The organism is Bacteroidota bacterium (genome assembly GCA_034723125.1).
Lineage (GTDB): Bacteria > Bacteroidota > Bacteroidia > CAILMK01 > JAAYUY01 > JAYEOP01.
Genome location: JAYEOP010000012.1, coordinates 1 through 18,227, shown reverse-complemented (window position 1 = coordinate 18,227; position 18,227 = coordinate 1). Strand labels below are relative to the sequence as shown.

The following is an 18,227-nucleotide window of genomic DNA, read 5'->3' as shown; positions in this document are numbered from 1 at the left end:
TCTGTGGCTTTAATATTTTTTTACCCACACAAATCAACATTGAACCAATAAATTTAAAAATCTCAATCTACATTATTATTCAAAAAAGGATTGTTTTCTTTTATTTCCGGTTTTTTAGGGTCATTACTATCTAAAGAATATTTTGAAATTGATGAATCGGAGGAATGTGTAACATTTCTTAGCTTAATTCCTTTTCTTTCGTAAGCAGGTACATTCTCTGTATCCTCCAATCCTTTTTGTGTTCTTAAATATTCTTTATTTTTTCTCAAATCATCCATATCGCTCTTCCTACTTCCCTCTAAAGAATAATCAAAACGTGCTTGCTCTTTTTGGGGCTTTTCTTTAATATTCTTTCCATCATCCAAATCAATTATATATTTTTTGTCTTCTTTAATATTATTTTGAAAATTAAGAACTGTTGCTACGATAGTAACTGATAATTCGTCTTTCAGATTTTTGTCAGAGCTATATCCAAATTTCAAATCAACATCTTGACCTACTTCTTCTTTAATATATTCAGTTATGAATTTTAATTCTTCAGTTTCAATTTCTTTATTGCCATAAGATAAATTAAGAAGTATATGTTTGGCACCTTTTATTTGATTATCTTTCAGTAATGGTGAAGAAAGAGCATATTCTATAGATTTTTGTGCTCTATTTTCTCCGTCAGCCGAGGCAGTACTGAGAATTGCTGTACCGCTATTTTTCATTACAGATTTAATATCATCCAAATCAATTATCTTTCTTTTGTCTTCTTCAATATTTTTTTGAGAATTAAGAACTGTTGCTACGATAGTAACTGATAATTCGTTTTTCAGATTTTTGTCAGAACCATATCCAAATTTCAAATCAACATCTTGACCTACTTCTTCTTTAATATATTCAGTTATGATATTTAATTCTTCAATTTCAATTTCTTTATTGCCATAAGATAAATTAAGAAGTATATGTTTGGCACCTTTTATTTGATTATCTTTCAGTAATGGTGAAGAAAGAGCATATTCTATAGATTTTTGTGCTCTATTTTCTCCGTCAGCCGAGGCAGTACTGAGAATTGCTGTACCGCTATTTTTCATTACAGATTTAACATCTTCAAAATCCACATTCAGAACACCTGTTTCAGTAATTATTTCGGCAATACCTTTAGCTGCAATGGCAAGAACATTATCGGCTTGGGCAAAAGCCATTGACAAACCAAGTCCTTTGTGCATTTCAAGTAATCGTTCGTTATGAATTATAATAAGAGCATCAACATTTTTTCTGATTTCTTCAATACCTTTTTCAGCAATATCTCTCCTTTTACTTCCTTCAAATTTAAATGGATAGGTAATAATCCCAACAGTAAGAATGTCCATATCCAAAGCAAGTCTTGCAATTTCAGGTGTGGCACCTGTTCCTGTGCCTCCTCCCATTCCTGCTGTAATAAAAAGCATATCCGTTTCCTTTCCAATAATATTTTTGATGGTTTCAATATCTTCCATCACTGCTTTTTTTCCTGTTTCGGGATTGCCCCCCACACCTCTGCCACCGGTAAGGTCTTTACCTATTTGTATTTTGTTTTCTTCTTCTAACGGACTTTTATCCAATGCTTGTTTATCGGTATTACAAATTAAAAATTCAACACCTGCAATTCCCTGATTAAACATATAATTAACGGCATTTCCACCTCCTCCTCCAACTCCCAATACTTTGATTATTGATATGTCGTTTTGCGGTTCTACTATAAAATCTATTCCCATTTTTTTGTCCTTTTTTTATTTAATATAGAAAAATAAAAATTCTTATTATTTTGTTTCTTTAAAATCATCTTGACCATCTTTAAACCAAATATTAAATTTCTCTATTTGTACAGAAAATGGATTTTTTGGTCTAATTTTTTTCTTTTTCTCGATTATTTTTTTATTAATATTTTTCGTTGGATTTTTTAATCCATGAAGAATAAGCCCTATTCCTGTAGCATACATTGGGTTTTGTATTTCTTTGATCATGCCTTTTCCAAGATGTTCAGTAGGAAGTCCTATTCTGGCATCAATGCTTGTAATATATTCAACAAGCTGAGGCAAATGTTTTAATTGTGAACCTCCTCCTGTAAGTACAATTCCTCCTTGTAATTTATTTTCAAATCCTGAACTTCTAATCTCAAAGTCAACATGGTCAAATATTTCTTCAATGCGGGCTTGAATAATACTTGCTAGATTTTTTATTGAGATTTCTCTTGGCTCTCTACCTCTAATTCCTTGAATTGAAATAATTTCATTTTCACTTGATTCATTTGCTAATGCCGAGCCGAATTTAACTTTCATTTTTTCAGCTTGTGCTTGCATTACATTACAACCTTCTTTAATATCATTAGTAATTATTCTACCACCTAAAGGAATTACTGCGGTATGACGAATAATACCATTTTTAAATATAGCAATATCAGTTGTTCCACCGCCAATATCTATTAAAGCTACTCCTGCATCTTTTTCTTCTTCCGAAAGAACAGCCTCTGAAGAAGCTATAGGTTCAAGAACAAGATTTTCAACTTCCAAATTTGCTTTATCAACACTGCGGTTTATATTTTTTGCTGCTGTTACTTGACCTGTAATAATATGGAAATTACATTCAAGACGTACACCTGCCATACCTATTGGCTCTTTAATCCCTCTTTCGTTATCAACGATATAATCTTGTGGAATAACATGAATAATCTCTTCACCAGGGTCAAGTACCAATCTGTGCATCTCGGTAATCAACCTATCAATATCATTCTGATTAATTTCATCCTCGGAATTATCTCTTGTTATTTGCCCTCTGTGATGAAGGCTCTTAATGTGTTGCCCTGCAATTCCTACTTGAACAACTTTAATTTCAACACCTGATTTACTTGAAGCCTCATTAATTGCTGATTTTATTGCTGCCACAGCTTTTGAAATATTTACAACAACACCACGTAAAACAGCATCATTTGTATCTGAACGTCCCATTCCCAAAATATCTATTTTCCCTGATGATGCTTTTGAAGCTACAATTGCACAAATTTTTGTGGTTCCAATATCTAATCCAACAATAATTTCTGATTTATCCATTTTACTTTTTATTTAATATGATTTGTTTATCAAATTTTACACTTGCTTTTGAATACTTATCCCAACCTTCGTTAGGCAGTATTTTTTTATACAATATTTTTATTCTTTCTATTTTATTTTCAGCATTTTGTAAGTTACCAAAATATATATTCAAATTACCAACTCTGGGTATTAAAATTAGTTCATTATTTTTTGTTATATGAATTTGACCTATCAAAGAATTAATTAAAACATCATCTTTAATATATTTTGCAAAATGGAATAATGAACTGTCATTTTTTATGTCTATCAATTTCTCATGGTCAATATTACCTGTTAAAACAAGAACTTTTGATGTATAACTATTTGACAATTGCATTTTATTTCCTTTATCATCAATATAAAAGCCCCCGTCTTTTGAGAAAACTCTTAACACTGGTATTCTGTGTTTAATAATGACATAAAGAACTCCATTCATATCAAAATAAATTTGAGAGCTTTCAACATAGCTGTTGTTGTTAAGGATTCTTTCCATGTCGTTTAAATTCATCTGATTAACAGGGTATCCAATAATACTCTCATTGTTGAAATCGTTTATAATATTTTTAACTTCTCTTTCCGTTAAAAATTGGTTCAACCCTGAAGATTGAAAATTGACAACTATTTCTGTACAAAGTTTTTCTTTATTTGACCTTTCGGCAAATGAAACAAAAATTAACAACAAAAAAAGCATTGATGCCAAAGCAAAATATTTCCTTACCTTATCAGATAGAAAAATGATTTTATTCTTTAGCTTTTTAAACATCAGTTATTCCTCCTTTGTAATAAAATTTCTTTTAAAGGTTCAACAACTCTATCAATATCTCCTGCACCAAGTGTTAAAACAACATCATTTTCTTCACTTTTCATAACTTCAAGTAATTCAGTTTTACTTAAAAGCTCTTTATTTTTTATTTCAATTTTATTTAAAATCAATTCTGAGTTCACAGCTTTTATTGGTTTTTCTCTTGCAGGATAAATATCTAATAAAATAACTTTGTCAAGTAAAGAAAGATTTTTTGCAAAAGCATCAGCAAAATCACGAGTTCGGGAAAAAAGATGTGGTTGGAAAATTCCTGTAATCCTTTTATCAGGAAATATATTTTTAACAGAAGTAATAATTGCTATTAATTCAGATGGATGATGTGCATAGTCATCAATAAATACGAGTTCTTTGCTTTTAATTATATATTCAAATCGTCTTTTAACTCCTTGATATGTACTTATTGATTCTTTAATTTTATTGCTATCTTCAATTTTTTTATAAACAGCAGAAATTGCTGCCAAAGTATTAAGTACATTATGCTCGCCTGCAACTTTAAGATTTACATTTTTTATTTCTCCTTTAGGAGTATGAATGTCAAAATGATAATCGGAATTAATAATTTTAATATTTGATGCATAAAAATCGTTGCTACTTTCAAGTCCATAAGAATAAAGTGTTTTGGCTTGTTCAGGTTTAGCTATACTTTTAATGGTTGAGCTTAAAGATAAAACAGCATTGTTTTTTAATTTTTTAGCAAAATCGTTGTAACTTGATTTTAAGTTTTCCTCATTATCGTAAATATCAAGATGGTCGGGATCAACGGATGTTATAATTGCTACATCAGGAGATAGCTCAAGAAATGACCTATCGTATTCATCAGCTTCAACAACAAATATTTCTGATTTTTTGTTGTCGGGAGAAATATAGTTTGAATTATAATTCACACAAATTCCACCGATAAAACCATAACAATCAATTCCTGAATTTTTTAGCAAATGTGCAATAATGCTTGCAGTAGATGTTTTGCCATGAGTTCCTGCAACGGCTATTGTAAATTTATCTTTTGTTATATCTCCAAGTAGTTGTGATCGTTTTTTTATTACAAAATTATTGTCCTTAAAATAATTAAGGCATGCATTTTCTTTTGGAATAGCAGGAGTGTAAACGATAAGTGAATTTTGCTTATTGATTTGTTCGGGAATAAATTTCGGATCATCTTCAAAATGAATAAAAGCTCCATCATTTTCAAGATTTTCAGTTATTGGAGAAGGAGTTTTATCGTAGCCGCAAACTTTTTTCCCGATATCCATAAAATATCGTGCAAGGCTACTCATTCCTATGCCACCAATTCCTACAAAATAGACGCTATGTATTTTATCAAAATTCATTCTTAAATTAATAATTTTTCAATTTCCTTTACTATTTCATTTGCCGAATCAGGCTTTGCCAAAGCACTAATATTTTGTTTGAAAGTTTCTTGTTTACTTTTATCAAAAATAATATCCAATATCAAGTCAGCAAGTTTTTCTTCAGCTTCGTTATCTTTAATTATTGCAACTGCATTTTTATTTACTAATGCCATAGCATTTTTTGTTTGATGATCTTCAGCTACATTGGGTGAAGGACAAAGAATTGCTACTTTCTCTGAAATTGCAAGTTCAGAAAGTGTAATTGCTCCAGCTCTTGAAACAACCACATCTGCAACGGAATATGCTGATGACATATCTTTTATAAATGCATTTAACCAAATATTTTTAGAATTTTTTTTATCTAATTCTGTTTTTAGTTCTTCAAAATAAAATTTCCCTGATTGCCAGATAATTTGAATATCTTTTGCTAAAAGCTTATCCAATCCTTTTAAAATGGAATTGTTAATTGTTCTTGCACCAAGGCTTCCACCAATTATCAAAACAGTTTTTTTCCCTTTATCCAGTCCAAAAGTTTTAAGACTTTCTTCTTTGCTTAGTTTTTTTTCTTTAATAGATTCTCTTACAGGATTTCCTGTAACAACAATTTTTTCATTGGGGAAAAATGCTTTCAGGCTTTCATCAACAGTACATATTTTATTTACTCGCTTTGATAAAAATTTATTGGTTACACCCGGAAAAAAGTTTTGTTCCTGAATGAGTGTTGGAACTTTCATTAATGAAGCAACATAAATTAAAGCAAAACTTGCATAACCACCTGTTCCTACAACCATATCAGGTTTAAAATCCTTAATTATTTTTCTTGATTTTATTAAGCTGGAAATAATTTTAAAAGGGAGAGTTAAATTTCTGAGCATATTTTTTCTTTGAAATCCACCTATCCATAATCCTTTAATGTCATATCCCGCTTCAGGAATTTTTTCCATTTCCATTTTCCCTTTAGCACCTACAAAAAGAATTTTTGTATCAGGAAATTTTTCTTTAAAACTATCGGCAATTGCAATTGCAGGGAACAAATGACCACCTGTACCACCACCACTCAAAATAATTTTGATTGGATTTGTGATGTCAATATTTGTTCTTTTTTTTATCATTATGCTAATTGCTTTTCTGTTGATTCTACATTATCCTCAATATTTTTGCTTACGCTAATAATTATTCCCAAAGAAATGCTTGTAAATAAAACCGATGAACCTCCCATGCTCACAAGTGGAAGTGTAAGCCCCGTAACAGGTAAAAGATTTGTTGCAACAGACATATTTATAAAAGCCTGTAAAACGAGTGATATACTTAGCCCTGCTGCGAGTAAAGCACCAAAAGCATTAGGGGATTTTATTACAATTCTAATAGAGCGAAATAGTAAATAGAGATAAATAAAAATAATAAAAACTCCACCTATTAGCCCCCATTCTTCAATAATTATAGCATAAATAAAATCGGAATAAGGATTTGGTAAAAAGTTTTTTTGTCTGCTGTGTCCGGGACCTGATCCAAATAATTCTCCTTTTGCAATAGCAATTTTTGACTGCTGTACCTGATATGAAATTTCTGAATCATCGCTCATGTAGTTGCTTATCCTTGATTCCCATGTACCTATTCTACCCGGTGCATTTAATTGAATTGCAAGGAAAATTCCAAGAAAAGTAATAATTGCCGTTCCAAAAATAAATAATGAAATATGCTTAATGCTAACTCTTCCGATAAACATAATAAAAACACTTGATACAAATATTAAAAGAGCTGTTGAAAGGTCGGAAGGAGCTATTATTATACAAGTTATCAAAACCCATATTATCATTGGTAAAAAAGTTTTTTTGAAATCTTTTATAACATCTTGTTTCTTAGATAAAAATCTTGCCAGATACATTATAATTGCAAGCTTAGCAAAATCAGAAGGCTGAAAAGTAAGGTTTGTTCCCGGAAGAAATAGCCATCTTTTTGCTTCATTAATACTTGGTCCAAACAAATAAGTTAATAGCAAAAGAGGAATTGAAACCCAAACTAATAACTGAGCAATTCTTGAATAATAAATATAATTTATTTTGTGTGCTCCAAACATAAACAATAAACCTAATATTATGAATACCAACTGCCTGAATAAGTAGTACTCGGTGTTTCCTGAGTGCTTAACATAAGCAAGTGATCCTGTTGAACTATATACAACCATGACTGAAAATATTGTAAGTAACAACACTATCAGCCAAATTTGACCATCACCTTTTATTTTTGAAAACAACCAGCTCATTCTGTAATACTTAATTTTTTTTATAGTTCTCTAACTGCATTTTTAAATTGTATTCCCCTATCTTTATAGTTTTTAAACAGGTCGAAACTAGCACATGCCGGAGATAAAAGAACAACATTATTTGGAGATGCTACTCTAAAAGCAATTCCAACGGCTTCTTTCATATCCGATGTGTCAAAGATCATATCAATATCGTTAGTAAAAGCATCAATAATTTTGGAATTATCAATTCCAAGACAAACAATTGCCTTTACATTGTCGTTAACAAGATGTCTTAATTCATCATAATTATTCCCTTTGTCAATTCCACCAACAATCCAAATTACCGGCTTAGTCATACTTTCAAGAGCATACCATGTAGCATTAATATTAGTAGCCTTTGAATCGTTGATAAAATCTTTACCTCTTATTTTTCCAACATACTCAAGCCTGTGTTCAATGCTTTCGAAATTGGATAAACTTTCTCTGATAAAGTCATCTTTAACACCGATAGCACTCATTGTAGCCGTTGCAGCCATTGAGTTATACCGATTGTGTGTACCTATTAAGGATAAAATATTCATATCTATTTTTATTTGTTTATGTTTCTTAATTTTTATAAAAATGTCATTTTTTTCTGTCCAAGCACCTTCACTAAGTGTCCCTTTTTGAGTTATTGCAACTTTGTGAGCTTTTAATTTAATATTGGAAAGATAATCCATAGTTACAGGGTCATCTTTTGTATAAATAAAATAATCTTCTTCTTTTTGGTTTTCTGCAATTTTTAATTTCGATTTTGCATAATTCTCCATTTTGTACTCATACCTGTCAAGATGATCAGGAGTAATATTTAAAAGAATGGCAATATTGCTTCTGAAATGTTTTATATAATCCAGTTGAAAACTGCTGATTTCAAGAACAACATATTTGTAGTCTTTTTCACAGAGCGTACGGCATAAACTTGTACCTATATTTCCTGCAACTGTTACATCAAGTCCTGCATTTTTCATGATGTGATAGATTAGCATCGTTGTTGTTGTTTTGCCATTACTACCTGTTATGCTTATAATTTTTGCTTTTGTAAAATAACTGCCAAATTCAATGTCAGAAATAATTTGAATTTTATTTTCTTTAAGTTTTATAATTATTTCAGCAGTATCCGGAATACCTGGACTTTTTATTATCAGCTCGGCTTTTAAGATTTTTTCTGAAGAATGATTATTTTCTTCAAAATCAATTTTGTTGTCAACAAGTTCTTTTCTAAAATTTTCACTAATTTTTCCTGCATCAGAAACAAAAACATTAAATTTGTTTTTAGATGCAAGCATAGCAGAGCCAACCCCACTTTCACCAGCACCAAGAACAACAATATTTTTTATTTTTTCTAAATACATTATCTGATTTTAAGAGTTATGATTGTTAAAATTGCCAAGGCAATACCTATAATCCAGAATCTTGCAACAATTTTAGGTTCTGTGTAATTTAATTTTTGATAGTGGTGATGGATTGGTGACATTTTAAATATCCGTTTGCCAACACCATATTTCTTTTTTGTATATTTAAAAAATGAAACCTGAAGAATAACTGAAAGACTTTCGACAAGGAATACTCCGCAAAGAAGAGGAATAAGAAGTTCTTTGCGAATAATAATTGCTATTATTGCTATTAATCCTCCTAAGGTTAAGCTTCCTGTATCGCCCATAAAAACCTGAGCAGGATAGGCATTGTACCACAAAAAGCCAATACAAGCACCGAGTAATGCACCCGAAAATATTACGATTTCTCCGAGATTTGGGATGTACATAATATTTAGATAATTGGAAAAAACCGTATTGCCTGAAAGGTATGCAAGTATAGCCAAAGTAAGCACAATGATCGCTGATACTCCTGCATTTAATCCGTCAAGTCCATCAGTTAAATTTGCACCGTTTGAAACAGCTACCAATATGAAGATTATTAATGGAATAAAAATCAAGAATGCCCATTTTTCATAATCATCACCAATAAATTTTAATATTTTGGAATAGTCAAGTTCGTTACCTTTTATAAATGGAATTGTGGTGGTTGTAGATTTATGTTCTACCCAGTAAGAGCCGTCTATATATTCAACTATTGCTTCTTCTTTTTCTAGCTTTGTTTTTTGTTCTTCATATTGCTTCTCGGTTAATTTCTCCCGAATAACAACATCACTATTAATGTAAAGTGTTGTGCCGACAATTATTCCTAAAATAACTTGTCCTATAATTTTTGTTCTACCTTTTAATCCTGCTTTATTTTTTTGAAAAACTTTAATGTAGTCATCAATAAATCCAAGTAAACCGAGCCAAATTGTTGATACAATTACTAATATTACATAAATATTTGTTAGGTCGGCAAATAATAATGTGGGTATAAGTATTGAAAGTAAAATAATAACTCCACCCATTGTAGGTGTAGCACTTTTGTCGTATTGCTCTTTTAATCCAAGTTCTCTTTTATTATCACTAATTTGTTTTAATTGCAAATACTTAATTATCCTTTTTCCATAAAACAAAGAAATTATTAGAGAAAGTAGCAAAGCCATTGATGCTCGGAATGAAATAAACTGAAACAATCCTGCTCCTGCTAAATTAAATTCTTCTTCAAGGTATGTAAATAAGTGATATAGCATTATAAATTAAGATATTTATTAAGTTTTTCTTTGTCATCAAAAGGGAATTTTTCCCCTTTAATGTCTTGATATTTTTCATGTCCTTTTCCTGCAACAAGTATAATATCTCCTTCTTGAGCCATTTTACTTGCTGTTTTTATTGCTTGTTCTCTATCAGAAATAGTTATTGATTTTTTCATTTGCTCCTCGTTCAATCCTTTTTCAATGTCTATTAAAATCTCATTAAAATCTTCAAAGCGAGGATTGTCTGATGTTATTACAGATGTATCGGAATAATTTGCGGAAATTTGTCCCATGATAGGTCGTTTTTCTTTGTCTCTATTTCCTCCGCAACCAAAAACTGTAAATATTTTATGTTTTTTATTGTTAACGGCATAGATTGTTTCCAACACATTTTTTAATGCATCGGGAGTATGAGCATAGTCAATAATTCCTATCACTCCTTTTGAATTTCTGAGTATTTCAAATCTTCCTTCTACATTAATTGGAGAACTCAATACTTTTAGACTATCGTCTGCACTTATGCCGAGTAGAGTAGCTACACCATAAACAGCCATTAAGTTATACGCATTAAATTTCCCTATTTTATCAGTATAAAAATCATTGTTATCAATTTTTAAATGAATTCCACTAAAGTCGCTTTCTAAAATTTTAGCTTTAAAATCCGCAGCATTTTTTAAAGCGTAAGTTTTTTTGTTAGCATTGGTATTTTGCAACATTACTTTTGAATGTACATCATCAGAATTTACAAGAGCAAATGCTTTTTCTTGAAGAGAATCAAAAAATAATTTTTTAGCATTAATATAATTATCAAAGCTTTTGTGATAATCAAGGTGGTCGTGAGTTATGTTGGTAAATATTCCACCGTTAAAATCCAATCCTGCCACACGATTTTGAACAATAGCATGAGAACTTACTTCCATAAAACAATACTTGCATCCTTTGTCTATCATTTCTGCAAATAATTTGTTTAGTTGAAGAGAGTCGGGTGTAGTATGAGTTGCTTCTTTTTCTTCTTCTCCAATTTTTATTTTTATTGTTGAAAATAAAGCTGATTTGTAACCGAGATTCTGAAAAAGACTATGTAATAATGTAGCAACTGTTGTTTTACCATTTGTTCCTGTAACACCAACAAGAATAAGCTTTCTGGAAGGATTGTCATAAAAATTTGCTATGGCAATAGCAAGTGCGAGAGATGAATCTTTAACTTTTAGATAATTTATATCTTTAATAAGTTTTTCGGGAGTAGTGCTACAAATAATATGTTTGGCTCCATTTTCAATTGTTTGATTTATAAATTTGTGTCCATCTGTTTGTGTTCCTTTAACAGCTACAAACAAACTATCATTTTTCACTTTACGTGAATCAAATTCAACTGACAAAACCGTATTATTCAAATTTCCCTGAATAATTTCAAAGTTTAAGCCTTCTAATATTTCTTTTAAAATTGCCACTTTTATCCTAATCTCAGTTTAATTGTTGAATAATAATTAACATTTGTACCCGGTTTTATAGATTGAGAAAGAATTAATCCATAACCATTTATTTCTACTTTCAATCCTAAATTTTCGAGCAAGTAAATTGCATCTGAAAGCACCATTCCACGAACATCAGGAACTATAGCATTGTTTATTTCCCTGTTTTGTAAAACAATATTTTTCTTTTCATTATTAATATTTACCCATTCCGATAAACTGCTTGAAAGAATCATGTCTAATCCAAGAAATCTGCTTAAATTAATAATGTCTTTTTTATTGCTTACACTTACAATGGGAATGTTTGAATAATTAAAAACTTTATGTTTTTTTTCTACATAGTTTTTAAATTCACCTGAATAGACTTTGTCAGCAATTTTCTTTAAAACAGGTGCTGCTACTTGGGCTCCATAAATATTCCCTGTAGTAGGATTTGTTACAACTACAATACAAGAATATTTAGGATTATCAGCAGGGAAATATCCTGCAAAAGATGCTTGGTATATTTTCTTTTTAGTGTATCCACCCTCATTTGCAATTAAAGCTGTTCCTGTTTTTCCTGCTATTTTATATAAATTAGTTTTTATATTATTAGCAGTTCCATACTCAACTACAGCTTCAAGCATTTTTTGTAAATAATCCACAGTTTTATTTGAACATATTTTTTTTTCAATAACAATAGGTTCAAATTTTTCTATAACTTTTCCAATCCTTTTTACTTGAGTAGCAAAAAGTGGCTTTAGCATTATACCATTATTTGCAATTGCATTGTAAATCGTAAGTAACTGAAGAGGTGTAACTTGCAACCCATAACCAACAGACATCCAAGGTAAAGATATTCCACTCCAATCTTTATCGGAAGGGCGATTTATAACAGGGATACCTTCTCCTGCTATTGGAATACCAAGAGGTTCCGTTAAATGTAAATCTTCAATTCCTTTAATAAAATCATCAGGTGAATTTGAAAATTTATTAAAAACAAGTTTTGAAAAAGCAACATTTGAAGAAACAGCAAAGGCTTCTTCGAATGTAATCTTTCCATGACCTTCGGAATGTGCATCTTTCATTACTTTATCATAAAATTGATGCTCACCTTCCTCTGTATCAACAATGTCATTTGCACTAATGTTGGCTTTTTCCATTAATATAAGTGCACTTACTAATTTAAAAGTAGAACCTGGCTCTGTTGCAGCTCCAACAGCATAATTATAGGCTTCGCTGTAAGTACCGTTGTTATTCCTCTCCAAGTTTGCAATTGCTTTGATATGGCCTGTTTCAACCTCCATAACAATTACACTACCGCTTTGAGCTTCATTTTTTACAAGGGTTTCAAGTAATGCATTTTCAGCAACATCCTGAATACTTATGTTGATTGTTGAAACAATGTCTTTACCATCTTCAGGATCCAATTCGTTTGCATAGTTTATTGGTATCCAATTACCACCTGAAATTTTTTGCATTAAGCGTTTACCGTCTTTTCCTGATAAGTATTGATTGTACGCACCTTCTAACCCCACTCCTTGAAGACCTTTTCTTTTGTATCCAAGGGTTCTTGATGCCAGTATTCTGTAAGGATTAATTCTTTTGCTTTTACGTTCAACAATAAAACCTCCAAGAAATCGACCTTGATTAAAGAATGGAAATTCTTTTAATATTTTTAACTGATTATGATTGACATTTCTTTTTAATAAAAAATATCTTTCATTTTTTCTTTTTGCATGGTAAATAGCATTTTGGTATTCCCAAGATGTTTTGTTTCCAAATAATTCTGAGAGCTTGATGCAAAGTGAATCAATATTTTTATTGTAATAAGAATTATTCTTCCAAGACTTAGATTCGAAATCAAGGCGTATTTCATAAATTGGTAAAGAAGTAAGCATCAAGTTATTATCGTCCGAATAAATATTACCCCTTGTTGCTTCAATTGTAAAAAATGATGTACTAAGACTATCAGACAATGACCTCCAATATTTACCTTCGCTATATTGAATAGTCATTATCCGATATACTATCACTATCCCTATTGCTACAAAAAACAATAATGATAAATATACTCTTAATAATATGTCTTTTTTAGTATTCACCTTTTTCTACAATTATTATTTTTGGTGGTTCATTAAATTCTTTTAGTCCTATTTTTTTTGCCATTATTTCAATTTCAGACTTTTTTATCCTATTCATTAAATCAGCTTTGTTTGTTAAGGATTCAGCCCTAAGGTCTTTTAATTCATTTTTTAATTTGCCTCTTTCTAAAATTGCATCTTCATTGTAATATTTATTGCCAATGTATAAAACTATCAATACAGAAATGAATAAAATAAAAGGTGCAATTTTGGGTAAACTATTATCAGACATTTTTAAATCAAAGTCTATTAATTTATTTATCCTGCTTTTTGGATGTTCTTCTTTTAATTCATTCTTTCTCATTTGCCTTAAATTTTTTCAGCAATTCTTAATTTTGCACTTCTTGATCTCGGATTTTCCCTTATCTCTTCATCTGTTGGCACAATGGGTTTACTGTTTATTTGTTTAAAATATGATTCGGAATTCCCATAAATATCTTTTACAATTTCTCCTTTAAAATTTCCTGCTTTTATAAAATTCTTTACAAGCCTGTCTTCTAAAGAATGATATGTTAACACTACTAATCTTCCTCCTGTTGCTAAAACATCAACGGATTGGTTAAGCATTTTTCTGAGTGAGCCAAGCTCATCGTTAACTTCAATACGTAATGCTTGAAAAACCTGACTTGCATATTTGTTAAATTTATCATTTTTCTTAATACATTTTTCTATTACTTTCACAAGGTCTTGTGTTGTTTCAAATTTTATTTCTTTGCGAAAAAGAATGATTTCATGAGCCAGTGTTTTTGCATTTTTTACTTCACCATAAATGCCAAACAATTTATGTAATTGTTCTTCCGGATATTCATTTAGAATTTTTTTAGCAGTTAATGTTGCATCAGAATCCATTCTCATATCCAGCTCTGCATTGAATCTGTAAGAAAATCCTTTTTTAGGAGTGTCAATTTGATGTGAAGAAACACCAAGGTCGGCAAGTATTCCGTTTACAGGCAAAACATCCAAATATCTCAGGAAATTTTTTAAGTATGAAAAATCTTGTCTTATAAAAATAAATTTTTCATTATCAATTTTATTAGAACTTACATCATCGTCTTTATCAAATGCAATTAATTTCCCACCTTCAAGCTTTTCAAATATTTTATTAGAATGTCCACCACCGCCAAAAGTAACATCAACATATTTCCCTTCCGGGATAATATTTAATCCTTCAATGCATTCATTTAGCATCACAGGCGTATGGTAGTTACTCATCATCATCGTCAATATTTATATTTCCCATTACATTTTCTGCTAAATCTTCAAAGTCTTTAGGCTCATCATCAATCAAACTTTCGTAAGATGCAACATCCCAAATTTCAATTTTGTTGGAATGAGCAAATAAAACAATTTCTTTTTCAATAAATGCATAGCCTTTAAGCATTTTGGGTATTAGCAAACGGTTAGAGGCATCAAGTTTTAATTCAGTTGCTCCTCTATAAAAATATCTGATAAATTTTCTATTTTTTGCTACATAAGCATTCAGTTTATTTATCTCTTTGGTTTTTTTACTCCATTCTGATTTTGTGTAAAGAACCAAGCATTTTTCAAAACCTCTGTTTATTACAAAAATCCCCTCATCCTTGGTGGGGATTTGCTTTTTTATAGCAACAGGAAGTATAACACGTCCTTTGCTATCCAATTTGCAATAATGTTCACCTAATAAACTAATCATTTTGATAAAATTTTATCCTACGTTTACCACTTACCTCCACAATACTCCACAAATGTACTACAAATATTAATATGGCAATGCATTGTGGATAACTTTTTTTAAAAAAAACTTTTATTGAGTAAGTATTCTTAAAGAATTAAGCCTTTGAACTTTACAGTTCGTGAATAAATATTTATCAAGAATTAAAACTATTTTTTCTTGTTTTGTTTATTATTATTATTTTTAGCACAAAAATAAAGGAGTGTAAAATGTCAGTTTTAATAGAATTTGCAATGTTTCCTACCGACAAAGGTGGGAGTGTAAGTAAGTATGTAAGTAGGATAATAAAAATGATTGATAAGGAGAACTACAATTACAAATTAACAGCTATGGGAACGATTGTGGAAACCGATACTTTTGAAGAAGCAACTGAGATGCTTAATAAGGCTTATCAACAATTGAAAGATGATTCGGATAGAATTTATTCTTCAATAAAATTTGATATTCGGGCAAATAAGAATAACAGGCTTAAGCAAAAGATTCAATCAATTGAAAATGTGATTGGGGAAGTGAAGAAATAGTTTCCATTTTTTTTAATGATATTTTTAAATTAAGCTAAAGGGGGGTTCTATAAATACATTCGCATTAAGATTCTCAGAGTTTTTTATAGACAATGAAAAATTTTGATGCACTATCAGGATAATGTAAAAAGTTTTGAAGAAGTATATGAAAAACTCTGAAAACCCTTTGGGAACAAAGATAATAAACAATCTGACTGCGTTAAAATTTTTCTCAATAGCTTGTGCCTCCGCTAAAGCTTCAGCGACACGCGGACGGCTATTCAAAAAAATTTGTGCCTTGCATCTTATTCATTATCTTTGTTTCTTAAAAGAAATGTATTTATTGCCCCCCCCTAAAGAATTGCATGTTAGTAGTTTTTTGATTATTTTTGAATTAAAATTAAGATGTTAAATAAAGAAAAAATATTAAAATTACTTAAAATAGAGAAAAAGTATTTAAGACAAAAAGGGGTTACAGAAATTGGTTTGTTTGGATCTTATTCTCAAAACACTCAACACAAAGAGAGTGATATTGATTTATTAGTTGACTTTGAACCAAAGCATGAAACTTTTGATAATCTTATGGCTGTTCATGAAATATTAGAAAATACTTTTAAGAATTACAAAGTTGAGATAGTAACAAAAAATGGTTTAAGCAAATATATTGGCTCATACATTTTAAAAGAAACAATTTATGCCTAAAAATTATTTGGAATAAACTATTCAATTGTATGGGATGTGGTTAGGAATAAAATCCCTAAATTGACAAGACAAATTGAGAATGTAATAGACAAACACAAATAGCCCACTGCACGAAACACAAAACCAATGCTTTGCAGAAATCAGCTTGTAAATAACGACACTTTTACCAACATAAAACTCATGTAAACTGTCACTTTTACCAAGATAAATTTAATACAAACTGTCACTTTTACCAAGATAAATTTATATATTTGTAACACTTTTACAAATATAAATTTTGAAAATGAAGCGAGAAATATACGATAAACTACTTTTGTGGAAAAAGCAAAAAAAACGAAAACCCTTGTTATTGCAAGGAGCACGTCAAGTTGGAAAAACATATACTATATTGCAATTTGCTAAGGAAGAATATAAAAACTATGTTTACCTTGATTTTGAAAAAAATGAGGATTTACGACAGCTATTCAAATCAAATATTAATCCCGACAAAATTATTACAGAAATTAGTTTTTTTAGTGGAATAAAGATTCAAGCAGAAGAAACACTAATTATTTTTGATGAGATTCAAGCATCTGAGGAAGCCATTACTTCATTAAAATATTTTAATGAAGAAACCCCTGAGTATCATATTATAGCTGCAGGCTCGTTGTTGGGAGTAGCAGTTGGAAAAAACCATAGTTTTCCTGTGGGTAAAGTCAACTTTTTAGAAATGTATCCTATGAGCTTTTCGGAATATTTATCTGCATCTAACGAAGAAATGTTAAAAGAAAGGATAGTATCAGTTGCGGAAATTAAAGCTATACCTGAAATAATACACCAAAAATTGATATATTATTTAAAGCAATATCTTTTTGTTGGAGGTATGCCAGAGGTATTGCAAGATTACATTAACAATAAAGATGTTAAATCCGTTAGAAGAATTCAAAAGGAAATACTAAAAGCCTATCAAAAGGATTTCTCAAAATATTCAAGTAAGGCACAAGCAATTAAGACATTAGAGTTGTGGAATTCAATTCCTTATCAATTATCAAAAGAAAATAAAAAGTTCAAATATATGGATATAAAAACGCAAGCCAGAGCTTCTCGCTATGAACAAACTATCGAATGGCTTAAACAAGCCGGATTGGTAAATATTGCATACAATATTAGCAGTCCGAAATTTCCATTATCGGGCTATTCTGATAAATCAAAATTTAAAATATATATTTTGGATACAGGATTACTCGGAGCAATGCTTGATTTGCCATCTGAATTAATAATAAATCCAACTCAACTATTTAAAGAATATAATGGTGCTTTTATTGAGAATTTTGTTGCTATGGAATTAAAAAATATAGATATTGAAGAACTTTTTTATTGGACATCAAGAGGTGAGGCGGAAGTTGATTTTATAATCAATTATAAGAATAAAATTTATCCTATTGAAGTTAAGAGCGGAACAAGTAGAACTCTGAAAAGTTTAAGAAGTTATCAAAAAAAATATAAGCCTGAATTTATCTTTCGTTGTTCACCACGCAATTATTCTAAAGAAAAGGAATTTGTTAATTTCCCTCTTTATTC

16 protein-coding genes are annotated in these 18,227 nt (G+C 30.1%); 3 read left to right on the top strand and 13 right to left on the bottom strand.

The features are described 5' to 3' along the window. Nucleotides 1-62 precede the first annotated feature (62 nt). The 13 genes from ftsZ to mraZ are packed head-to-tail and all read right to left on the bottom strand — an operon-like array spanning nt 63 to nt 15,426. Entirely contained in the window at nt 63-1,739 is a 1,677-nt protein-coding gene (gene ftsZ, locus U9R42_00420) for a cell division protein FtsZ (GenBank protein MEA3494484.1), read from the bottom strand. A 45-nt stretch (nt 1,740-1,784) separates the two neighbouring features. Continuing rightward, nucleotides 1,785-3,071 (bottom strand): cell division protein FtsA, encoded by a 1,287-nt coding sequence (ftsA, locus tag U9R42_00415; GenBank protein MEA3494483.1) that lies wholly within the window; start codon nt 3,069-3,071, stop codon nt 1,785-1,787. A gap of 1 nt (nt 3,072) precedes the next feature. Further along, the gene (locus U9R42_00410) at nt 3,073-3,855 is read right to left on the bottom strand and encodes a hypothetical protein (protein ID MEA3494482.1); all 783 of its coding nucleotides are present in this window, start codon (nt 3,853-3,855) and stop codon (nt 3,073-3,075) included. Then, a complete protein-coding gene (murC, locus tag U9R42_00405; GenBank protein MEA3494481.1) occupies nt 3,855-5,243 on the bottom strand; it encodes a UDP-N-acetylmuramate--L-alanine ligase in 1,389 nt (462 codons plus the stop codon). Before murC ends, U9R42_00410 begins: the two co-directional genes overlap by 1 nt. 2 nt (nt 5,244-5,245) lie before the next feature. After that, nucleotides 5,246-6,349 (bottom strand): undecaprenyldiphospho-muramoylpentapeptide beta-N-acetylglucosaminyltransferase, encoded by a 1,104-nt coding sequence (gene murG, locus U9R42_00400; protein ID MEA3494480.1) that lies wholly within the window; start codon nt 6,347-6,349, stop codon nt 5,246-5,248. A 26-nt stretch (nt 6,350-6,375) separates the two neighbouring features. Beyond that, nucleotides 6,376-7,527, bottom strand: a complete 1,152-nt coding sequence (locus U9R42_00395; protein ID MEA3494479.1) for an FtsW/RodA/SpoVE family cell cycle protein — start codon at nt 7,525-7,527, stop codon at nt 6,376-6,378. A 20-nt stretch (nt 7,528-7,547) separates the two neighbouring features. Further along, nucleotides 7,548-8,900 carry a UDP-N-acetylmuramoyl-L-alanine--D-glutamate ligase gene (murD, locus tag U9R42_00390; protein MEA3494478.1) on the bottom strand — a complete coding sequence of 451 codons (1,353 nt, stop codon included), beginning with the start codon at nt 8,898-8,900 and terminating at the stop codon, nt 7,548-7,550. Further along, nucleotides 8,900-10,156 carry a phospho-N-acetylmuramoyl-pentapeptide-transferase gene (gene mraY / locus U9R42_00385; protein ID MEA3494477.1) on the bottom strand — a complete coding sequence of 419 codons (1,257 nt, stop codon included), beginning with the start codon at nt 10,154-10,156 and terminating at the stop codon, nt 8,900-8,902. Before mraY ends, murD begins: the two co-directional genes overlap by 1 nt. Then, on the bottom strand, nt 10,156-11,610 hold the full coding sequence (locus tag U9R42_00380) for a UDP-N-acetylmuramoyl-L-alanyl-D-glutamate--2,6-diaminopimelate ligase (GenBank protein ID MEA3494476.1): 1,455 nt from the start codon (nt 11,608-11,610) through the stop codon (nt 10,156-10,158). Before U9R42_00380 ends, mraY begins: the two co-directional genes overlap by 1 nt. A gap of 2 nt (nt 11,611-11,612) precedes the next feature. Beyond that, the gene (locus U9R42_00375; protein MEA3494475.1) at nt 11,613-13,715 is read right to left on the bottom strand and encodes a penicillin-binding protein; all 2,103 of its coding nucleotides are present in this window, start codon (nt 13,713-13,715) and stop codon (nt 11,613-11,615) included. After that, nucleotides 13,705-14,058 carry an FtsL-like putative cell division protein gene (locus U9R42_00370; GenBank protein ID MEA3494474.1) on the bottom strand — a complete coding sequence of 118 codons (354 nt, stop codon included), beginning with the start codon at nt 14,056-14,058 and terminating at the stop codon, nt 13,705-13,707. Before U9R42_00370 ends, U9R42_00375 begins: the two co-directional genes overlap by 11 nt. A gap of 5 nt (nt 14,059-14,063) precedes the next feature. Next, nucleotides 14,064-14,966: a 16S rRNA (cytosine(1402)-N(4))-methyltransferase RsmH gene (rsmH, locus tag U9R42_00365; protein ID MEA3494473.1), complete on the bottom strand. Its 903-nt coding sequence runs from the start codon at nt 14,964-14,966 to the stop codon at nt 14,064-14,066. After that, complete coding sequence (gene mraZ, locus U9R42_00360; GenBank protein MEA3494472.1) at nt 14,959-15,426, bottom strand: division/cell wall cluster transcriptional repressor MraZ; 468 nt, start codon at nt 15,424-15,426, stop codon at nt 14,959-14,961. The genes rsmH and mraZ overlap by 8 nt, the downstream gene beginning before the upstream one ends. Nucleotides 15,427-15,674: 248 nt before the next feature. Here mraZ and U9R42_00355 point away from each other — a divergent pair, with 248 nt between their 5' ends. From U9R42_00355 to U9R42_00345, 3 genes are all read left to right on the top strand, one after another. Further along, a complete protein-coding gene (locus tag U9R42_00355; protein MEA3494471.1) occupies nt 15,675-15,986 on the top strand; it encodes an MTH1187 family thiamine-binding protein in 312 nt (103 codons plus the stop codon). Between the two features lie 384 nt (nt 15,987-16,370). Further along, nucleotides 16,371-16,667 carry a nucleotidyltransferase family protein gene (locus U9R42_00350; protein ID MEA3494470.1) on the top strand — a complete coding sequence of 99 codons (297 nt, stop codon included), beginning with the start codon at nt 16,371-16,373 and terminating at the stop codon, nt 16,665-16,667. Nucleotides 16,668-16,950: 283 nt separating this feature from the next. After that, nucleotides 16,951-18,227, top strand: a 1,277-nt coding sequence (locus U9R42_00345; protein ID MEA3494469.1) for an ATP-binding protein, incomplete at its 3' end; no start/stop codon positions are given.